Source organism: Dactylosporangium cerinum, assembly GCF_042653625.1.
GTDB lineage: Bacteria > Actinomycetota > Actinomycetes > Mycobacteriales > Micromonosporaceae > Dactylosporangium > Dactylosporangium cerinum.
Map to the genome: position 1 here is coordinate 433,271 of NZ_JBHSIU010000041.1, position 15,580 is coordinate 448,850.

Here is a 15,580-nt window from a genome sequence, read left to right on the forward strand (position 1 = left end):
CACAACGCTTCAGTCGCCGGTTTCGCGGCCGATAGGACCACGTGTCCCGTCTGCGTGCGGTGGCAGACGTCTGCGTGCGCCTGTTGGACGCACCGCCGGACGACGGTCATCTGCTGGAGCGTCTGGTCTCCGCCATCGGGGCGGAGCTCACGGACTGCTGTGTCGCGGGCGCGCTCGCCGGGCCGGCCGGGGCCGTGCCGGTGGTGCGGACCGTCCCCTGCGGCGCCGACCCGGCCCTGGCGGGAACGCTGCTGGACGACGTGGTCACGGCGCTGGACGGATCCGGCCACGCGACCCAGGGCGAGGCCCTGGTCGTGCCGGTGCTCGCCCGCGGCGCGGTCATCGGCGCGCTCGGGGTGCTGCGGCCCGGCGGCGGCCCGGTCCCGCTCGCCGACGGCGCGTTCGTCGAGGCGGCGGCCACCGTCGCGGGCGGCGTGATCGAGCACAGCCACGCGTTCGCCGCGGCCCTCGAACTCCTCGAGGACGCCCGCCGGCAGGGTGACCTGCTGGACGCGATCTCCGACGCGATCGTCTCCTGCGACGCCGACGGCGTGATCGTGAGCTGGAACTCCGGCGCCGAGCGGCTGTACGGCTACTCCTCCGGCGACGCGGTCGGCTGCGACCTGCTCGCCCTGCTCGCGACCGCGTGCATCACCGACGGCGTCGAGGTCGGCGCGGCGCGGATGCTGCAGGACGTGGCCGGGGCCGGCCGCTGGGAGGGTGAGCTGCGCGAGCGGCGCTCCGACGCGGCGCAGCTGACGGTGTTGTCGTCCGTCTCCGCCCTGCACGCCGCCACCGACGGCACGCCGGCCGGCTACGTGTTCGTCAACCGCGACGTCACCGAGCAGCGCCGGCAGGAGCACGAGGCGGCCCACGACGTGCTGACGGGCCTGCCGAACCGGCGGCGGCTGGTCGGCCGCATCCGCGATGCCGGCGAACGGGTCCGTCGCGGCGGCGGTCCGATGGCGGTGCTGTTCCTCGACCTCAACGGGTTCAAGCCGGTCAACGACCGGCACGGCCACGCCGTCGGCGACGAGCTGCTGATCCGCATCGCCGGGCGGCTGGCCGGCACGGTACGCAGCACCGACTTCGTGGCCCGGCTCGGCGGCGACGAGTTCGTGGTGGTGCTGGAGCAGTTCGGCGCGGTGGATCGGGTCATGTCGGTGCTGCGCCGGATCCTGCACGCGGTCGAGGAGCCCATGGAGCTGTCCACGGCGACCGTGACCGTCTCGACCAGTATCGGCGTGGCGCTCGCGGAGGACGCCGAGGTCGCCGTCGATCCCGAGTACCTCGTGAAGGCGGCGGACGAGGCCATGTACCGGGCGAAGCGCCGCCCCGGCCGGGTCGCGTTCGCCGACCCGGACCTCGACCGCCGCTGGCTGGAACGCTGAGCGGCGGCCGACGGCGGGCGGGGTGAGGGTTAGACCAGGACCTGTTCGCGGCTGACGTTCTCGGCGACCAGCGGGCCGACGTCCAGGATCAGGGCCACCTCGCCGTTGCCGAGGATGGTCGAGCCGCTGATGCAGCGGGCCTCGCTGAACAGCACGCCGAGCGGTTTGATGACCGTCTGGAACTGGCCGAGCAGGGTGTCCACGACCAGGCCGGCGCGCTGCCCGGACTGCTCGATGACGACCACGTTCTGCCGGCGGGGCGGGTTGCCCGCGATGTCGAAGATCGTGCGGAGGCGGATGAAGGGCAGGACCTCGCCGCGCAGGTACATGCAGTCGCGCTCGGCGGCGTTCGGGGGCAGTTCCACGCATTCGGTGACCCGGTCGAGGGGGACGATGAACGCCGAGGGCCCGACGCCGACGAGGAAACCGTCGATGATGGCGAGGGTCAGCGGCAGCCGGATCCGGAACGTGGTGCCCGCGCCCGCCGTCGTCAGCACCTCGATGGTGCCGCGCAGTTCGGCGATGTTGCGGCGGACCACGTCCATGCCGACGCCGCGGCCGGAGAGGTTGGAGACCGTTTCGACCGTGGAGAAGCCCGGCTCGAAGATCAGGTCGTACACCTCGTGGTCGCTCAGGACGGCGCCGGGCTGGACCATGCCGCGCTCGACGGCCTTGCCGAGGATGCGGTCGCGGTTGAGGCCGCGGCCGTCGTCGTCGACCTCGATGACGATGGAACCGGCGTCGTGGAACGCGTTGAGCCGCAGCTTGCCCCGCACCGGCTTGCCCTGCCGCTCACGGTCGGCGCGGGGTTCGACGCCGTGGTTCAGCGCGTTGCGGACCAGGTGGAGCAGCGGGTCGCCGATCCGCTCGACGAGGGCCTTGTCCATCTCCGCCTCGCCGCCGGTGATGACCAGGTCGACGTCCTTGTCGAGGTCGACGCAGACGTCGCGGACCACCCGTTCGAACCGGCGCAGGGTCGTGCCGATCGGCACCATGCGCAGCGACAGGGCGCTGTGGCGCACCTCCTCGACGAGGCGCATGACCTCGCCCTGTGCCTCGTCGTAGCCTTCCTCGTCCGGTCGGCGAGGCGGAATCCGTGTCGGCGCAGCAGCCGCATGCCGATCGCGATGTTGTCCCTCGGCACCTTCGGGGCCGGCCCGGGTGAGGCGCCGGGGAACTGGTCGCCGCCGCCGAACATCTTCGCCTGGTACTCCTGCGGCCGGGTGCCGTGGCGGTCGATCTCGTGCAGGAACAGCTCGATCGCCTCGTCGGCGTAACGGCCGCTGAGCGCCGGCAGGTCCGCGGTCGGCGCGGTGCGGTGCGACAGCAGGTAGTGGCACATCCCGCCGATCCGCAGCCGCGGGTGCCACAGGGTGATCGCGACGCAGGAGCCCAGCATGGTACGGATCCGGGTACCGGCGGCGGTGAAATGGAAGTCGCCCGGGTTGAGGTACACGTCCGGAGGGCTAGCCAAGATCGGCTCCGGGGAGCTGGTAGACCGACGGTTGCACCTGCCGCAGCCGTGACGGGATCCCGTTGAGCGTCTCGGACAGGCTCACGATGAAGTAGCCGCCGGGGTGCAGCATGTCCTGCAACCGCCCGACCACCTCCGCCTTCGTGGCGGCCTCGAAGTAGATCATCACGTTGCGGAGCATGATCACGTCGAACCGGCCGAGCCGGCTCTGGTCCTCGAGCAGGTTCGCGCCCAGGAACGTCGTCCTCGCCCGCAGCGCCCGGTCGATCGCCATCAGGCCCTCGTACTCGGCCCGGCCCTTGCGGCAGTACCGGCGCAGCAGCGGCGTCGGGATCTTCTCCGCCGCCGAGATCGGGTAGAGGCCGGCCTCGGCCCCGGCCACCACCCGCGAGGAGATGTCGGTGCCGACGACCTCCGACGGCACGTTCGGCAGGGTGTCGGCGAGCACCATCGCGGCGCTGTACGCCTCCTCACCGCTGGAACTCGCCGCGCTCCAGAGGCGAAACGGCCGGCTCGTCCGGTGTGCCGGGGCGATGACCTGGCCGAGGAACTCGAAGTGCCGGGGCTCGCGGAAGAAGAACGTCTCGTTGGTGGTGAGCAGGTCGATCGCCTGGCGGGTCTCGGCCGGGTGCTGCGGCGAGCGGAGCACCTGCAGGTACTCCGTGTAGCTGCGCAGCCCGAGCTTGCGCAGCCGCTTGTCCAGCCGCCCCTGCACCAGGGTCTCCTTGCCCGGCGACAGCCGGATGCCGGTGCGCTGGTGCAGGAACTGGCTGATGGCCTGGAACTCGGTCGCCGTGGTCTGCGTGGGCCCGACCAGTGACGGTGTCATGAGTCATCCGGGATCGCCGTCGCCAGCTCGGCCATGTCGCTCAGCGACAGGACGTGGTCGATGTCGAGCACGATGATGAAGTCGTTGTCCCGCTTCGCCATCCCGCTGATGAAGTCGGCCCGGATGCCGGCGCCGAACGACGGGGCCGGCTCGATGTCCTCCGCCGTGAAGGTCTCGACCTTGCTGACCGCGTCGACCAGGATGCCGATGTCCTGGCCGTTGCCGCGGGCGTCCGCCGCAGCCGCGTCGCCGGATCCGGGCATGCCGCGGATGTGCACGATGATGATGCTGGTGCGCCTGGCGATGCTGGTGGCGCCCTTGGCGAAGCGGATCGCCAGGTCGATGACCGGGACGGCCCGGCCGCGCAGGTTGATGACGCCACGGACGAAGTCGGGCGTCATGGGCACGACGGTGAGGTTGCGGTACTCCAGGATCTCGGTGATGTGGAAGATGTCCAGCGCGTAGGACTCGCCGTTCAACGTGAACGTCAGATACCGCGTCGCGTCGTCGGCGGTGCCCTCACCGCGTCCCCGGGCCGCTGCCTCAACGCTCACTGGATCTCCCCTTCCGGGCAACCGCGCGCCCACGGGCACGCCTGTCAGGAGACCCATCGGCGGCGCGGCGGCGCCCTGAAGGAGAACGTCGGACAGTTACCGGCTGGCGACCACCCTCGCGGCGACGAGCGCGCTGCCGGTCTGCGTCCCGGTGACGGTGACCTGCATCCCGGCACGGACGGCGCCGAGCCCGCTCGCCGAGCCGTTGACGACGACGGCGGTGCTCGAGGTGAGGCTGAACTTGACCGTCTTGGGCCGGCTGTCCCGGAACCGGTAGGCCCGGGTCACGACCAGCGTCGAGTCGGCGGTCCGCACGGACGTGACGGTGCCGACCGCGGACACCGCGACCGCCGGCGTCGTGGTGGCGGCCGCCCAGGCGTTGCCCGGTGCCAGGATCTGACCGCCGGCCACCGCGACGGCGATCAGGCCCGCGGCTCGATGAAGTCGTCGCGACAAGTTGCCCCCCGTGGTTGTGCTGGAAGTTGTAGCGTGCCCGACCCCGGTTGCCGCCGGGGTGCGCCCGTGGTGCGGCCGGGTTTCAGCGCAGGCTCCGGCCGGCCCTACATCGGCAGGCGCCCGGCGGTCGCGATGACGGTGGTGACGATCCGGCGCACCGTGGCCGGGTCCGGCGGCGCGTCGGCGTAGCGCAGGTGGGTCGCGCCGATGAGCATGGCGGCGAGGGTCTCGACGTCGGCGCCGGCCGCGACGCGACCCAGGTCCCGCTCGGCGGCGAGGTACACGGCGATCAGCTCGGCGGCCTCGGTGAGCACCGGCACGCCGGCCGGCAGGTCCCGGCGCAGCCGGGCGCGGAGCTCGTCGCGGGCCGCGATGAGGCCGACCAGCGCCAGGGCCACCGACGCGAACAGGGCGGTCAGCGCGCCGGTCAGGTTGTCCGCGACGGTGCCGGTGCCGGCGGCGTCGCGCAGGCCGGCGGTCCGCTCGTCGAGCCGGGCGATGCGGTCCAGCACGAACTCGGCGAGGAACGCGTCGAAGTCGGCGAAGTGCTTGTGCAGCACCCCCTTGGCGCAGCCGGCCTCGGTGGTCACCGCGCGGCTGGTCAGCGCGTTCGCCCCGTCCCGCAGCAGGACCCGCTCGGCGGCGCCGAACAGCTGCTCGCGGACGTCGCGGATGGCGACCCCTGTGGGCATGGACGTGTCCTCCGTTGACGAGTGGGCGCTTGCCCACTAGCGTGGGCACATGCCCACTATAGAGCCGCACCAGGCCCGGCAGGTCGCGGAGTCCTTCGGCGTGGACGCCGGACGCTACGACCGGACCAGGCCCAGCTACCCGGAGCCGATGATCGACCGGATCGTCGCCGCCAGCCCCGGACCCGCCGTGCTCGACGTCGGCGCCGGCACCGGCATCGCGGCCCGGCAGTTCGCGGCGGCCGGCTGCACGGTCCTCGGGGTCGAGCCGGACGCCCGCATGGCCGCCTTCGCCCGCCGGGGCGGCCTCGAGGTCGAGGTGTCGACGTTCGAGGCATGGGATCCCGGCGGCCGGCGGTTCGACACGGTCGTCGCGGGCCAGGCCTGGCACTGGGTGGATCCCGTCGCCGGTGCCGCCGCCGCGGCCGGGGTGCTGCGCCCCGGCGGCCGGCTCGCGGTGTTCTGGAACGCCTTCCAGGCCCAGCCCGAGGCGGCCGAGGCCTTCGCCGCCGTCTACCGCCGGGTCCTGCCCGGCTCGCTCGCCGCGGCCGGGTTCGGCACCGCCGCGCCCGCGGCCGAGCCGTACGGCAAGCTGTGCGACGCGGCCGCCGACGGGTTGCGGGCGTCGGGGGCGTTCGGGGACGCCGAGCGGTGGCGGTTCGACTGGCAGCGGTCCTACACCCGGGACGAGTGGCTCGACCAGCTGCCCACATTCGGCGGCAACACCCAGCTCCCGCCGGAGGCATTGCAGCAGGTGCTGGCGGGCATGGGCGCGGCGGTCGACGCCCTCGGCGGCAGCTTCACCGCGCACTACAGCACGGTCGTGGTCACGGCGGCGGTTCGGTCAGGAACGCCGACGACCGGGTGACGCGGTTATGGTCACCGCGGCGGTTCCGTCAGGAACGCCGACAGCCGGGTGAACCGGTCGTCCCAGTCGGCGGCGAGCGCGGCCAGGTAGGACTGGGCGACCCGGATCGGCTCGGAGCGGTGCCGGTAGAGCACCCGCCGCCCGCCGCCGGCGTCGCTGGTGACCAGGCCGGCGTCGGCCAGCAGTGCGAGGTGCTTGGCCACACCCTGGCGGGTGATCGACAGCCGGCCGGACAGGTCCGTCGCGGTGCTCGGGCCGTGCGACGCGAGCGAGGCGAGAATCGCGCGGCGGTTCGGGTCGGCGAGGGCCGTGAACACGGCGACCGCCGCCTCCTCGGGATCAGGCGGCATCGGTCGAATCCGGTGTCGGCATGGGTGGCTCCTGTGGCGGCTGCATGGCGCCCCACCGTACCGAACTACGTGAGGGCGACGGTCGCCACGCCGGAGCCGATCAGCGCGAACGCCCACACCCGATCCACGTCGATCCGGGCGCGGACCCGCACGGCGCGCACGTGCAGCAGCTCGTACGCGACGAGCGCGACCACGCCGGCGGCCGCGACCATCGCGGCCGTGTGGACCGCCGTGGCCAGCAGCCCCGCCCAGGCCGGGACCCGCCCGCCGACGTCCACCCCGCCGTGGTGGTGGGCGGCGGTGGCCGGGACCGCGGCGATCACCGGCAACAGGATCAGCCCGGCACCGTGCGCGGACGACATCAGGAACGACCAGGCGACCAGGTGCCGGCCGGCGGGGCGGAGCCGGGTCCAGCGGTGCTGCCCCCGGCCGAGAAGCCGCCAGAGGCCGAACGCGGTCAGCGCGACCCCGCCGGCGGTCGCGACGAGGCGCGCCGTGGTCACCGACATCAGCGCCACGACCAGGGTCGCGATCACGAACACGGACGCGGCGTGCCCGAGCGCGATCGGGCCGAGGGTGGCGAAGATCGCGGTGCGGCGGCGCTCGCGGATTCCGCCGGCCAGGGCGAGCAGCCAGCCCATGCCCGGGTTGAGGCCGTGGAGGGTGCCGAGGCCGGCCAGCACCAGGAACTGCCACGTGGCCATGACCATCTCCTTCGCAACCATTTGGTTGCGTCTCACGCTATAGCAACTTACTGGTTGCGTCAAAGGTGGACCCGGTACGCGGACGGGGTAGGTCGCGCGGCCGGAACCCGGGGTCTGCCCGGACCGGCCCCGCCACCCGGTGGCCCGCCCGGCGCGGCCGTTCCGCCCGATCGACGCCGACAGATCGCCAGCATCGCCGCCGACCCGCCCGCAGGCGCGGTGCCGGGTGTCAGACATGGGCGACATGCCCACACCGACGAAGGGATCCACCCATGCACAAGGTCGAACTGTGCTTCACCCCGACTTACGCCTCCTGGGCCAATCCGATTGAGGCGCACTTCGGACCGCTGAGGCAGTTCACCATCGCCAACTCCAACCACCTCAACCACGCCGTGCAGACCCGAGCCCTGCACGCCTACCTGCGGTGGCGCAACGCCAACGCCCGCCACCCCGACATACTCGCCGCACAACGTCGAGAACGCGCCCGCATCCGCAGCGAGAAAGGCATCCGCTGGGGAGGGCGCCCCCTCCTCGCGACCGTGGCCTGAGCCGTCCTACACATGCGGCACACGTTTCCCGGATCACCGCCTCGAGCGGCGGCCATCGCTGTCGAGAGCTTCGGCGAGTTCGGCGTGCAGCTGGCTACGGGTGCGCACCAGAATCCGCCCGAGCATGTTCTTGCCGTTCCCGGTCCTGCCCCGACCCCAGTAGTGATCGGTGGTGGTGTCCTCGACGATCTCTTCGTCACCGGTGGACAGCAGAATGTCACGGATATCGGCATGCGCGCGGAACTTGGTTACCACCGCACGGCGCATCACGTCGTCCTTGACCCGCTCCCAGTCCCTCCGCAGCGGTTTGGACGAGTCACGGCCCAGCTCCGCTGCCCGCAGCGGCGTGCGAGCACGCCGGATGAGATCCGCGTGACGAGTGCCCTTGAATTTCTGCGCCTGGAAGTAGTGCTCCGAGGCTGGCCACCAGACCCCGTCGAGGTCGAACCCGTGATCGGAGAAGTTCGAGAAGCATCCGTAAGGGACCTCGTCGGCGCCATAGAAGTAGATCGTCATGGGAACCTCGCGGGTGTTACGGAAACCCGCACCGTGTCAGGCATGCCCCAGCCCCCGCAACCAGTTTCTTCGCCAGGCCCTGCCTTTCAGCGCACCACCGACCCGGTAAACCTTCCCGGTCAGAGCACGAGCCAGGCGCCGGTCCCGTCCGCCCTGCCGGCCAGGCGCCGGCAACCCCGCCCACCGCCGTCCGGCGAAGCTCGCCGACCTGATCCGTCGCGCTCCATCTTCTATCCCTGGCCCGCCCGGTCATGATCGGTGTTGGCGCACCGAATGATGCCTCGACGGCGCTGGACCATGTGAGGACGGCGTCGGGGAACATCACCGCAACAGGATTGCTGTCACAGGCTCTCGGAACGCGGGTCAGAAGCGGTCGAACTTGCTCTCGTCGATGTCCGGGACGGTCATCTCGGCGGCGCGCGGGAAGTATGTGCTGCTGCCGTTGCCGCTGTACTGGGAGGTGTTGTACAGGCCCTTCGACTGGCCCTTGGACTGCGACACCTCGCGCTGCGGGCGGCTGTTCCCGGCGGGGCGGCGGCCGCCCGTGGCGCCGGTGGTGAAGAACGACATCATGTTCTGCAGCTGATCTGGCTGGAGGCGTTGCTGAGCTGGGTGGCGGAGTCCACGACCGTGCTCACCGTCTCGGCCAGCCGGTCCAGCGCGCTGTTGAGCGCGGCGCCCATCCGGCCGACCTCGTCCCGGCTCGCCACGGTGACCCGCTTGTCCAGGCGCCCCTCGGCCATCGCGGACAGCACCGCGACGGTCTCGTTGAGCGGCTTGGAGATCGACCGGCTGATCACCTGCACCACCGTGAACGCGAGCACCAGCGCCACCACGATCAGCCCGATCGACAGGATCCGCGAGGAGTCGTAGGTCGACTTCGACTCGGCGAGGGTCGTCTCGGCGGCCTTGTTCTCCTGCTCGACGAGATTGGTCAGCGCGGTGTCGATGGCCGCGGCGAGCCCCGCTCCCTGGCCCTTGGTCGTTGCGTTGAACTCGTCGTACTTGTTGGCCCTGGCGAGCGGGACCAGCTGCTCCGCGAGCAGGGTCTGGTAGGACTTCCACGCCGCGGCGAACGCCTCCTGGTCGGCCTTGCCGTTCTGCGCGTCCCGCGCGGTGAACGTCTGCCAGCTCTCGTCCAGCCCGTCGACGGCCGTGTTCAGCTTCTGCTCGACGGTGTCCTTCTCCGCGGCCGTCTGGGCCAGCGCCAGCTCGCGGATGTAGAACCGGAGGTCCTTGTAGTCGCCGCCGACGTCGTCCACCATCTGCACGGTTCGCAGATTCTTGTTGTACAGCAGATCGAGCCGTTCCTGCGCGTTGCCGAGCTGGACCAGCCCGAACACCCCGATCGCGAGCAGCAGCACGGACACCACGCCGGCCAGGCTGCCCAGTTTCCAGGCGACGGACAGGTCCCGGAATCCGGAGCGGCGTCGTTCACCGGTTGCGTCTGCCATGTCCTGGGCCTCCTCGGGAGTTGGATCATGCTCCCTGATCATCGGCGCAGCACCGCGAACGTCTGAGTGTTTCCGCCATGAAGCTCGCGTCATCGATCGGCTGGAAGCGGCCTGAAACCCGGTGAAGCCGCACTGAATGCGGGGGCCCGCACGATCGGTGCAGTCGTGGCGGACGGCGCCACAGCGGCACTTCGGAAGGGAGGGACGTGGCTACCACCCCGTCCCCGTCGGCAATCACCGCAACCGGGTTGAGCAAGTCGTTCGGCGACCACGTCGTGCTCGACGGCATCGACCTGGACGTCCCCCGCGCCACGGTCTTCGCCCTGCTCGGGCCGAACGGGTCCGGCAAGACGACCACGGTGCGGATCCTGTCCACGCTGATCCGCTCCGACGGCGGGCAGGCGACCGTCGCCGGGCACGACCTGGACCGGGAGGCCGCCGCCGTGCGCGCCGCGATCGGCGTCACCGGTCAGTTCTCGGCGGTCGACGGCCTGCTCACCGGCGAGGAGAACCTCCAGCTCATGGCCGACCTGCAGCACCTCGGGCGGGCCGAGGGGCGGCGCCGGACCGCGGACCTGCTGGACCGGTTCGACCTGCTCGACGCGGCGAAGAAGACCGCCGCGACCTACTCCGGCGGCATGCGGCGCCGGCTCGACCTGGCCATGACGCTCGTCGGCGACCCCAGCGTGATCTTCCTCGACGAGCCGACGACCGGGCTCGACCCGCGCAGCCGGCGGACCATGTGGCAGATCATCCGCCGGCTCGTCGCCGGCGGGGTCACGGTGTTCCTGACCACGCAGTACCTGGAGGAGGCCGACGCGCTCGCCGACCGGATCGCGGTGATCGACCACGGCAAGGTCGTCGCCACCGGCACCGCGGACGAACTCAAACGGCAGATCCCCGGCGGGCACATCCGGGTGCGGTTCGCCGACGCCGCCGGACTCGACGCGGCCGCCCGCGTCTTCGACGGGTCGTCGCGCGACGACGAGGCGCTCACGCTGCGGGTGCCCGGCGACGGTGGCGTCCGGTCGATGCGGGCGCTGCTCGACCGGCTCGACGCCGTCGAGGCCGAGGTCGCCGACCTGTCGGTGCACACACCGGACCTCGATGACGTGTTCTTCGCCCTGACCGGAAACCCGGCCGGCAACCCGGCCGGCAACCCGACCGGCAACCCGACCGGCAACCCGACCGGCGCCCGGGCCGGCAGTGAGACCACCGAACCGACGACCGAGAAGGAAACCGCACGATGAGCACGCTGACCCACGCCGTGACCGACTCCACCACGATGCTGCGCCGGAGCCTGCGGCACACGCTGCGGTACCCCGCCTCGATGGTCACCTCGCTGCTGGTGCCGGTGCTGTTGCTGCTGTTGTTCGTCGGCGTGTTCGGCGGCGCGATCAACGCCGGCATGACCAACAGCGGCGACTACATCAACTACATCGTCCCGGGCATCCTGCTGGTGACCGTCGGCTACGGCGCCTCGACCACCGCCCTGGCCGTCAACAAGGACATGACCGAGGGGATCATCGACCGGTTCCGCACCATGGCGGTCGCCCGCGGGGCGGTGCTCTCCGGGCACGTGCTCGCCGCCACGATCCGCACGATGGCGAGCCTCACGCTGGTCGTCGGGGTGGCGCTGCTGATGGGGTTCCGGCCCACCACCGACCCGGTGCGGTGGGTCGCCGCGATCGGCGTCGTGCTGCTGCTCGTCCTCGCGCTGACCTGGCTCGCCGTCGCGATCGGGCTCGCCTCGCCGACCGCGGAGGGGACCACCGGGTTCCTGCTCCTGGTGCAGATGCTGCCGTTCATCAGCAGCGCGTTCGTCGCCCCGGAGACGATGTCGGGCCCGGTGCGCTGGTTCGCCCACAACCAGCCCTTCACCCCGATCATCGACACGCTGCGGGGGCTGCTGATGGACACCCCGGTCGGCGACCGTGGCCTGGTCGCCGTCGCCTGGTCCGCCGGGCTGGCGCTGCTCGGTTACCTGTGGGCCCGCACGGCGTTCAACCGGCCTCCGCGGCCGTGAGGCCCCCCGCCGCCGGGCTGCGACGCGCTGCCAGGGCCGCCGACGCGGCACCGAACAGCGCGTCGCGGTCCAGCCCGGCGTAGGACGCCGCGGCCTCGGCGTAGGCGGCAGCGTAGGCGGCAGCGGCGCCGGAAGCGGCGAGGTGCCGGGCGGACACGGCGGACATCCGGGCCTGGAACTCCGGTTTCAACCGGAACGACTCGGCGAGCGCGACCATCCGCGCCGCCGCCGCGACCCGGGCGTCGCCGGTGCGGCGCCCGGGGTCGAGGTCGACCGCGGCGAGGGCGAGCAGCAGCGCGCCGCGGACCGCGTCGCCCACGTCGGTGCGGGCGTCGGGCGCGGTGAACACCCGCGACAGCAGCTGCGGCAGGTCACCGGCGATGTCCCGGACCAGGTCCAGCCGGTCGTGCTGGGCGTGCGCCAGCACTGTCGTGGCCTGCACCTCCAGCGCCCACGCCGCCGAGCCCGGCAGGTCACCGCGGCCGGCGGCGGCGTCACGGAGCCGATCGGCGATCCTGTGCCACAACCGCAGCCCGCCGTCGACGTCGCCGCGGGCAACCAGGATCTCCGCCCGGATCCCGGCCCCGAACGTGAGCGTGTCGGCGTCCGTGCCGCCCTCACCCTGCGTCTGCTCGAGCCAGTCCTCCGCCTCGTCGAGCGCGCCGCGCTGCAGGTGCGCCAGGGCCATCGCACCGCGCATCCGGGAGGCGCTCGACGCCACGCCGGGCTCCCGCAGGTCGTCCAGCACCGCGAGGGTCGCCGCCAGGTGCTCGCGGGCCTCCTCGCCGCGGCCGACGTAGAGGCACAGCTCCCCGACCCGGGAGTGCGCCACCGCCCGCATCCACGGCGTCGCCTGGCCGCGGAACGCGGTGAGCATCGTCCTGGCGGCCCGCAGCCCGCCGTCGATGTCCTGCTGACGCTCGTAGACGTAGCTGGCGGCGCCGTTGGCCACGCCGGCCAGCAGCGGATCGTCGCTGTCGCACAGCGCCCGCAGCGAGTCCAGGTCCACGGTCAGCGCCCGGGCGACCGTGTCGGCGGCACCCATCAGCGTGCCCGGCGGGGCCGGCGGCAGCCGGCGCAGGGTGGCGAGCAGCCGCACCGGGTCCGGCCCCCGCATGAGGTACACCCACAACGCGCACAGCAGCACCGCGGTGTGGGTCGCCGCGAGCAGTTCGGGTGCCGGCCGGGCGTGCGACAGGATCCAGGTGGTCTGCTCGGCGAGGGCCGTCATCCCCGCGAAGTTCGACTCGATGGTCCACAGCCCGGCCAGGATCGCCGCGGTCGCGGCGACCGACGCGCCGTCCTCGCGGTCGAGCGCGTGGCGCAGCGCCAGCACGAGGTTGTCCCGGTCGGCCCGGATCAGCTGGACGGCCGGGAGGAAGTCGGTGCCGAAGACCGCGCCGGCGTGCGTGACGCCGAACTCCCGGGCCCAGGCCAGGAGCCCGTCGATCGCCGCCGTGGTCTCGCCGGCCCGCTCCCGGTGCGCGGTGCTGAACTCGCGGACCGTCTCCAGCATCCGGAACCGGGTGCCGGACGGGGTGTCGGTGACCTTCAGCAGCGACTGATCGGCGAGCTGGGTGAGCGCCGCCACGACGTCGCCGTCGCCGAGGACGTGCCGGGCGGCGCCGGCGGTGAACCCGCCAGGGAAGATCGACAACGCCCGCATCGCCGCCCGGCCGGAGGGTTCCAGCAGGTTCCAGCTCCAGTCGATCACGGCGTGCAGCGTGTGGTGCCGCGCCGGCGCGTCCCGGGCCCCGCCGCGCAGCAGGGCGAACCGGTCGTCGAGCCCGCGGGCGATCTCGGCCACCGACATGACCCGGACCCGCGCCGCGGCCAGTTCCACCGCCAGGGGCAGGCCGTCGAGGTGGGCGCACACCTCCCGCACCGCTGCGGCGGGGACGTCGGCGCCCGGCCGGGCCGCCCGCGCCCGCTGCTGGAACAGCTCGACGGTGGTGTCCAGGCGCAGCTCGGGCAGCGGATACACCGACTCCGAGGACAGCCCGAGCGGCGCCCGGCTGGTGGTCAGCACCCGCAGGTCCCGGCTCGCGGACACCAGCGCCCGGACCAGGTCGGCCACGCCCCGCAGCACGTGCTCGCAGTTGTCCAGCACCAGCAGCGCCGGCCCGGTGCCGAGCGCGTCGACGATCCTGACCTCCGCCGGGCGCCCGTCGTTGAGGGCGCCGAGCGCCGTCGCGACCTCCTGGGCGACGTCGGTGTCGGCGGCGACCCCGGCGAGCGCGACCAGGTGCACGACCGGCTGCGGTGCCTGGCGGCTCACCGCGTTGGCGAGCCGGGTCTTGCCGAGCCCGCCGGTGCCGACCACGGACGTGACCCGCGCCGTGCTGAGCAGCGCCGTCACCGCGGCGATGTCGTCGTCGCGGCCCAGCAGCGGGTTTGGGTCGTGCGGGACGCCGCGCCGCACGGTCGCTGGTGCCTCGTCACGCAGCAGTTCCCGGTGTGCCTCCTGCAGTGCGTGGCCGGGGTCGGCGCCGAGCTCCTCGCGCAGCCGCCCGCGGTAGGTCTCGTACCTGTCGAGCGCGGCCGCCTGGCCGGCCGTGGCCGCCTCGGCGCGCAGCAGCTCCAGCAGGACCGTCTCGTCGTGGGGGCGCTGCCCGGCCAGGTCGATGAGCGGCCCGACGGCCTCGGCGTGCCGCCCGAGCCGCGAGAGCGCCAGGGCACGGGCGGCCAGCAGGGACTGCCGCGTCTGCTCCCGCTCGGCGCGCAGCGCGGACAGCGGGTCGGCGCCGCCGGGATCGCTGGGTTCGGCCGCCGCCCACAACGCCAGTCCGGCCTCGGCGCTCGCGAGGGCACCGCCGTGATCGCCCGCCCGGTCCAGCTCGGCGGCCGCCGAGGCGTGCAGCAGCGCGGCGGATGTGTCCAGCTGCGCCGCCGGCACGGCCAATCGATAGCCGACCGCGGTGCGCACGATGATGTCGGCGCCGGCCTGCGCGCGGGCCCTCGACACGATGACCTGCAGCGCCTTCGCCGGATGCTCCGGCCGCTCGTCCGGCCACAGCCCGTCCACCAGCCGGGCGGTGCCGCAGCCGGTCCGCAGGTCGCCGGCGAGCAGCGCAAGCAGGGCGCACTGCCGGGGGCCGACGATCTCCCGCCCCCGGTAGGACACCCGCCCCAGCAGGATCAACTCCACGGTCACGGGCCCAGGTTAGTCAGCCCGTCGGGTCGGCGGCGTCCAGCGGCTCGTCGATGGGGAACAGGATCGGGCTCAGCAGATACTGCGACCGCTGCGGCGTGGCCTGGTTGGCCAGCCGGGGCAGGATGGCCCGGCGCATCTCCCCGATCAGCTCCAGCAGCTCGTCGCGGCTGAGCCACACGGCGTGCTGCCGGTAGCCCACCAGGTCGGCGGTCGGGTCGGGGTCGCGGCCGAGGTAGGCGTCGAACTCGGCGAGCAGCGCGGCCATGGCGATGCCGAAGCTGCGCCGGTAGTCGTCCAACGACAGCGTGCCGGCGTCGATGACGGCCCGGTCCGGACGCAGCCGGTAGTGGCGTTCGACGGCGCCGCGGACCCGCCGCTCCTCGGCGACCTCGAGGACGCCGCCGTCGCACAGCAGGTCGATGTGGCGATAGACGGTGGCCTTCGACACGTCCGGCAGCCGGTCGCACAGCTGCGACGGCGTGAGCGTCCGCCCGCCGCGCAACGCGTGGACGACGCGCAGCCTGACGGGGTGCGCGAGCAGCTCCAGCGGGTCCATCGCACCAATCT

General features: G+C 72.8%; 16 protein-coding genes and 2 pseudogenes. 5 read left to right on the forward strand and 13 right to left on the reverse strand.

The annotated features are described in order from the left end of the window. Positions 1 to 74: 74 nt before the first annotated feature. A complete protein-coding gene (locus ACFPIJ_RS30985) occupies positions 75 to 1,391 on the forward strand; it encodes a diguanylate cyclase domain-containing protein (RefSeq protein ID WP_380120139.1) in 1,317 nt (438 codons plus the stop codon). A gap of 29 nt (positions 1,392 to 1,420) precedes the next feature. On the opposite strand, the gene ACFPIJ_RS30990 is transcribed toward ACFPIJ_RS30985, so the two are convergent. From ACFPIJ_RS30990 to ACFPIJ_RS31015, 6 genes and pseudogenes are all read right to left on the reverse strand, one after another. Next, positions 1,421 to 2,431 (reverse strand): chemotaxis protein CheA, encoded by a 1,011-nt coding sequence (locus tag ACFPIJ_RS30990; RefSeq protein ID WP_380120141.1) that lies wholly within the window; start codon positions 2,429 to 2,431, stop codon positions 1,421 to 1,423. A 98-nt stretch (positions 2,432 to 2,529) separates the two neighbouring features. Then, positions 2,530 to 2,790: pseudogene (locus ACFPIJ_RS30995) on the reverse strand (chemotaxis protein CheD); the annotation flags it as partial. Positions 2,791 to 2,857: 67 nt separating this feature from the next. Next, entirely contained in the window at positions 2,858 to 3,694 is an 837-nt protein-coding gene (locus ACFPIJ_RS31000) for a CheR family methyltransferase (protein ID WP_380120143.1), read from the reverse strand. Continuing rightward, positions 3,691 to 4,248 carry a chemotaxis protein CheW gene (locus ACFPIJ_RS31005; RefSeq protein WP_380120145.1) on the reverse strand — a complete coding sequence of 186 codons (558 nt, stop codon included), beginning with the start codon at positions 4,246 to 4,248 and terminating at the stop codon, positions 3,691 to 3,693. The genes ACFPIJ_RS31000 and ACFPIJ_RS31005 overlap by 4 nt, the downstream gene beginning before the upstream one ends. A gap of 96 nt (positions 4,249 to 4,344) precedes the next feature. After that, entirely contained in the window at positions 4,345 to 4,704 is a 360-nt protein-coding gene (locus tag ACFPIJ_RS31010; RefSeq protein WP_380120147.1) for a hypothetical protein, read from the reverse strand. A 104-nt stretch (positions 4,705 to 4,808) separates the two neighbouring features. Continuing rightward, positions 4,809 to 5,396, reverse strand: a complete 588-nt coding sequence (locus ACFPIJ_RS31015) for a TetR/AcrR family transcriptional regulator (RefSeq protein ID WP_380120149.1) — start codon at positions 5,394 to 5,396, stop codon at positions 4,809 to 4,811. A gap of 49 nt (positions 5,397 to 5,445) precedes the next feature. Here ACFPIJ_RS31015 and ACFPIJ_RS31020 point away from each other — a divergent pair, with 49 nt between their 5' ends. Continuing rightward, on the forward strand, positions 5,446 to 6,261 hold the full coding sequence (locus ACFPIJ_RS31020; protein WP_380120151.1) for a class I SAM-dependent methyltransferase: 816 nt from the start codon (positions 5,446 to 5,448) through the stop codon (positions 6,259 to 6,261). Between the two features lie 11 nt (positions 6,262 to 6,272). Here ACFPIJ_RS31020 and ACFPIJ_RS31025 read toward each other — a convergent pair whose 3' ends face one another. Both ACFPIJ_RS31025 and ACFPIJ_RS31030 read right to left on the reverse strand, forming a co-directional pair. Then, the gene (locus ACFPIJ_RS31025; protein WP_380120153.1) at positions 6,273 to 6,611 is read right to left on the reverse strand and encodes an ArsR/SmtB family transcription factor; all 339 of its coding nucleotides are present in this window, start codon (positions 6,609 to 6,611) and stop codon (positions 6,273 to 6,275) included. A gap of 65 nt (positions 6,612 to 6,676) precedes the next feature. Continuing rightward, positions 6,677 to 7,315, reverse strand: coding sequence for a hypothetical protein (locus ACFPIJ_RS31030; RefSeq protein WP_380120155.1), 639 nt, complete (start codon positions 7,313 to 7,315; stop codon positions 6,677 to 6,679). A 275-nt stretch (positions 7,316 to 7,590) separates the two neighbouring features. On the opposite strand from ACFPIJ_RS31030, the pseudogene ACFPIJ_RS31035 reads away from it, so the two are divergent. After that, positions 7,591 to 7,863: pseudogene (locus ACFPIJ_RS31035) on the forward strand (IS630 family transposase); the annotation flags it as partial. A gap of 33 nt (positions 7,864 to 7,896) precedes the next feature. Here ACFPIJ_RS31035 and ACFPIJ_RS31040 read toward each other — a convergent pair. The 3 genes from ACFPIJ_RS31040 to ACFPIJ_RS31050 form a co-directional block, all read right to left on the reverse strand. Then, complete coding sequence (locus ACFPIJ_RS31040) at positions 7,897 to 8,379, reverse strand: NADAR family protein (RefSeq protein ID WP_380120157.1); 483 nt, start codon at positions 8,377 to 8,379, stop codon at positions 7,897 to 7,899. Positions 8,380 to 8,742: 363 nt separating this feature from the next. Then, on the reverse strand, positions 8,743 to 8,952 hold the full coding sequence (locus tag ACFPIJ_RS31045; RefSeq protein ID WP_380120159.1) for a hypothetical protein: 210 nt from the start codon (positions 8,950 to 8,952) through the stop codon (positions 8,743 to 8,745). Then, positions 8,949 to 9,833, reverse strand: coding sequence for an MCP four helix bundle domain-containing protein (locus ACFPIJ_RS31050; protein ID WP_380120160.1), 885 nt, complete (start codon positions 9,831 to 9,833; stop codon positions 8,949 to 8,951). Before ACFPIJ_RS31050 ends, ACFPIJ_RS31045 begins: the two co-directional genes overlap by 4 nt. Before the next feature lie 206 nt (positions 9,834 to 10,039). On the opposite strand from ACFPIJ_RS31050, the gene ACFPIJ_RS31055 reads away from it, so the two are divergent. Continuing rightward, entirely contained in the window at positions 10,040 to 11,083 is a 1,044-nt protein-coding gene (locus tag ACFPIJ_RS31055) for an ATP-binding cassette domain-containing protein (RefSeq protein ID WP_380120162.1), read from the forward strand. Next, positions 11,080 to 11,859 (forward strand): ABC transporter permease, encoded by a 780-nt coding sequence (locus ACFPIJ_RS31060; protein ID WP_380120164.1) that lies wholly within the window; start codon positions 11,080 to 11,082, stop codon positions 11,857 to 11,859. Before ACFPIJ_RS31055 ends, ACFPIJ_RS31060 begins: the two co-directional genes overlap by 4 nt. Here the strand turns inward: ACFPIJ_RS31060 and ACFPIJ_RS31065 are convergent. Next, positions 11,837 to 15,013 carry an ATP-binding protein gene (locus ACFPIJ_RS31065; RefSeq protein ID WP_380120166.1) on the reverse strand — a complete coding sequence of 1,059 codons (3,177 nt, stop codon included), beginning with the start codon at positions 15,011 to 15,013 and terminating at the stop codon, positions 11,837 to 11,839. The genes ACFPIJ_RS31060 and ACFPIJ_RS31065 overlap by 23 nt on opposite strands. A gap of 13 nt (positions 15,014 to 15,026) precedes the next feature. Beyond that, positions 15,027 to 15,569 (reverse strand): helix-turn-helix domain-containing protein, encoded by a 543-nt coding sequence (locus ACFPIJ_RS31070; protein WP_380120168.1) that lies wholly within the window; start codon positions 15,567 to 15,569, stop codon positions 15,027 to 15,029. Positions 15,570 to 15,580 lie beyond the last annotated feature (11 nt).

What these genes read in the sequence shown, in the direction of transcription:
- ACFPIJ_RS31025 (WP_380120153.1), bottom strand. Translation starts at nt 6,611, where the DNA reads ATGCCGCCTGATCCCGAGGAGGCGGCGGTCGCCGTGTTCACGGCCCTC.
- ACFPIJ_RS30990 (WP_380120141.1), bottom strand. Translation starts at nt 2,431, where the DNA reads ATGCGCCTCGTCGAGGAGGTGCGCCACAGCGCCCTGTCGCTGCGCATG.
- ACFPIJ_RS31000 (WP_380120143.1), bottom strand. Translation starts at nt 3,694, where the DNA reads ATGACACCGTCACTGGTCGGGCCCACGCAGACCACGGCGACCGAGTTC.
- ACFPIJ_RS31040 (WP_380120157.1), bottom strand. Translation starts at nt 8,379, where the DNA reads ATGACGATCTACTTCTATGGCGCCGACGAGGTCCCTTACGGATGCTTC.
- ACFPIJ_RS31045 (WP_380120159.1), bottom strand. Translation starts at nt 8,952, where the DNA reads ATGATGTCGTTCTTCACCACCGGCGCCACGGGCGGCCGCCGCCCCGCC.
- ACFPIJ_RS31030 (WP_380120155.1), bottom strand. Translation starts at nt 7,315, where the DNA reads ATGGCCACGTGGCAGTTCCTGGTGCTGGCCGGCCTCGGCACCCTCCAC.
- ACFPIJ_RS31070 (WP_380120168.1), bottom strand. Translation starts at nt 15,569, where the DNA reads ATGGACCCGCTGGAGCTGCTCGCGCACCCCGTCAGGCTGCGCGTCGTC.
- ACFPIJ_RS31060 (WP_380120164.1), top strand. Translation starts at nt 11,080, where the DNA reads ATGAGCACGCTGACCCACGCCGTGACCGACTCCACCACGATGCTGCGC.
- ACFPIJ_RS31015 (WP_380120149.1), bottom strand. Translation starts at nt 5,396, where the DNA reads ATGCCCACAGGGGTCGCCATCCGCGACGTCCGCGAGCAGCTGTTCGGC.
- ACFPIJ_RS31050 (WP_380120160.1), bottom strand. Translation starts at nt 9,833, where the DNA reads ATGGCAGACGCAACCGGTGAACGACGCCGCTCCGGATTCCGGGACCTG.
- ACFPIJ_RS31020 (WP_380120151.1), top strand. Translation starts at nt 5,446, where the DNA reads ATGCCCACTATAGAGCCGCACCAGGCCCGGCAGGTCGCGGAGTCCTTC.